Annotated in this window: 2 protein-coding genes; both read left to right on the top strand. The window is 38.1% G+C overall.

The genetic code is table 11. The features are described from left to right. Positions 1-473, top strand: a 473-nt coding sequence (locus PX636_RS03640; protein ID WP_288116255.1) for an AAA family ATPase, incomplete at its 5' end; no start/stop codon positions are given. Positions 474-859: 386 nt separating this feature from the next. Beyond that, positions 860-2,674 (top strand): ABC transporter ATP-binding protein, encoded by a 1,815-nt coding sequence (locus tag PX636_RS03635; RefSeq protein WP_288116254.1) that lies wholly within the window; start codon positions 860-862, stop codon positions 2,672-2,674. The last annotated feature ends 97 nt before the right edge of the window (positions 2,675-2,771 follow it).

Genomic DNA, 2,771 nt, shown 5'->3' with positions numbered 1-2,771 from the left:
TAGAACCATTCAAACTAGGTGATATTGGTATGCTTGTTTCATTAACTCCAATTTTTTTACTTGAAGACTTACCTCGCATACAAATAAAAGAAAAAAACTCTCATGTCTGGATTGTAGAACCAAATATCTCCTCTGGAATGATAAAAAGCCTGATGTTCTTAGCAACGATCAAATTATCTCCTGATGGGAGCGTTATATTAATCGATGAATTTGAAAATAGTTTGGGGGTTAACTGTTTGGACACTTTAACAGAAGATTTATTAGTTAATTATCGAGATTTACAGTTTATTATTACCAGTCATCATCCCTATATAATTAATAATATCAGTCCTGCCTATTGGAAAATAGTCACTCGTAAAGGAGGAGTAATTCAGGTACACAATGCGGCTGATTTTCATATTTCTAAAACTCGACAAAAAGCCTTTATTGATCTTATCAATGTCTTAGAAGAATTTCCCCAAGGAATTAGTTAATCGATGAATATTTATTTTTTAGTTGAAGGAAGAAGTACCGAAAAAAAGCTTTATAATACAGCGTATCGATAAAACCGAACACTTAAAAACCTTTCAGAAATTTATTAATTTTTGTGATAATATTCGCCAAAATTTCCGATAAATTGATCTGTGGTGCTTCTGCCAAGGATGAAATATAAGCTGATCTGGCATCGTCTCCTGACTAATAGCTGATTGAGAATACAAGACTATGACAAGGCTTTTGTCCTAGAAATTTCTAGGTCGGCAGATTTTTGTAGTATTGTAGTATAATGGTAACTCCAGAAAAACAATCCCAAAAGTGCCTTTAGTCTCTTCAGTTAGCAGTTACCAGATAGAAGTTAAAAATTGGCAATTTACTTGATGTTATGGCTTCCTTACGGGATATTCTCAGTTACTATCGCAATTATCAAAAAGCCGCCTTTTTGAGCATTGCTGCATCGAGTGTCTTTGAAATTATCGATCTGATGGTTCCCTACGCCGTCGGACAGATCCTTAATGTTCTTTCTCATCAGCCTTTAGATGGATTCGTGCAATCTTTAGTCGATCGCACCATGGTTTTAACTCCCGTTGCCTCAGAAAAGTGGGTTAGTTTGGCAGTATTATTAGGCTTAATTTTCCTAACCACGGTAATTAAAGCACCAATTCAGCCTTGGGTGGGTGTATGGTTTCACTGGGAAATATCCTTAAGAGCGCGACGAGATCATCTCAAAAAAATTATTGCCAAAATTCTCACCTTACCTCTATCTTTTTACGATGAAAATAATCCAGGACGCATCGCTAACCGGATCGCCAAAGGGATAGAAAATCATACTTGGACTTATCCCGAAGTGGCGGGAATGATGATCCCAAAATTGTTTAGAGTTTTCGGTATCTTTATTGTTATTTGGGTAATTCAATGGCAGATCGCCCTTGCTTTTCTTATTTCTTTCGTATTAATTGTAGCTTTTATTTTGAGAGATTTAAAAGATTTAATGCAAAAAGAAAGAATTCTTGATCAGCACATCGAAAATACCCAAAGTCGCAATTCTGAGATTATTACTAATATCAAAACCGTCAAAGCTTTTGCCACAGAAGGACAGGAATTATATCGTCAAAAACAGCGTTTAGAGAGAGAATTTACCTACGTTATCTATCGCATTCATAAGGGTTATGTGGACTTAATTACTTGGGAAAAAACCCTCGTCCAAGCTAGTTTATTTGGAGTATTTTTCTTTACTCTCCTAGCCACCGTCCAACAGAAAATCTCGATCGGGCATTTTATCACCACCTATACCCTCGCTAGTATGGCCTATGCGGAATTAGATCCCCTATCCCAAATGGCAGAAACTTTCGCCCGTCGCTATGCTTCTATGGCACGTTTACAGGAATTTATCAACTTGCCCAGTGGCACTGATGCTGGTAGTCTTTTAGCCGATCATGCCCAACATAATCCCTATCATTTTACAGGGAAAGTGGAATTAAGAAATCTTAACTTTGGCTATAGTGCTGAAAGAACGATTATCAAGGATATTAATTTGCTGATTGAACCCTATCAAACCGTGGCATTAGTGGGCAAATCTGGTTCAGGAAAATCCACTTTAGTTAAGTTACTTTTCCGCTATTTTGAACCAAATCAAGGGCAAATTCTGATGGATGGCGAGGATATTAGTCGCTTAGATGTGACTTGGTATCGGCGACGGTTAGCGATTGTCCATCAAGAAGTAGATGTGTTTAATGGTACGGTGTTAGAAAATCTCACCTATGGTAATCCTAATATTAGCTTCGAGAAGGTAGAAGAAGCCTGTAAAATTGCCCGTGTCGATGAATTTATTCAGGAATTACCTAATGGTTATTCCACTATTGTAGGGGAAAGGGGCGTACGTCTTTCGGGGGGACAAAGACAGCGTTTAGGAATTGCTAGGGCGTTAATTGTTGATCCAGATGTGTTAGTTTTTGATGAAGCCACTTCTAGCTTAGATTATGAGTCAGAAAGAGCCATTCAACTAGCCATGAAATCCATCTTAGGCACTCGCACCACGATTATTATCGCCCACCGTCTCAGTACTGTTCGAGAAGCTGATCAAATTGTCGTTTTGGATAATGGTCGCATTGTCGAGATCGGTAGCCATGACCAATTATTAAATCAGCAGGGAATCTATCAGCGTCTCCACTCTTTACAAGAAAGCGGCGAACTGGTTTAGTCTTAAAATAGTCTCCGATAGCGGACCGAGAAAATATATCTAATGGGAGTTGTTCACCATGTCTAACGAAACCGTTACCTATTCCCTAGAAGCTGTT

Source organism: Microcystis sp. M53598_WE2 (assembly GCF_030067735.1).
Lineage (GTDB): Bacteria > Cyanobacteriota > Cyanobacteriia > Cyanobacteriales > Microcystaceae > Microcystis > Microcystis aeruginosa.
Note: the sequence above shows the minus strand (reverse complement) of the source record. Positions and strands in the feature narration are given on the sequence as shown.

Bases quoted from the DNA above. Each gene is read 5' to 3' on its own strand.
- PX636_RS03635 (WP_288116254.1), top strand. From the start codon at position 860: ATGGCTTCCTTACGGGATATTCTCAGTTACTATCGCAATTATCAAAAA.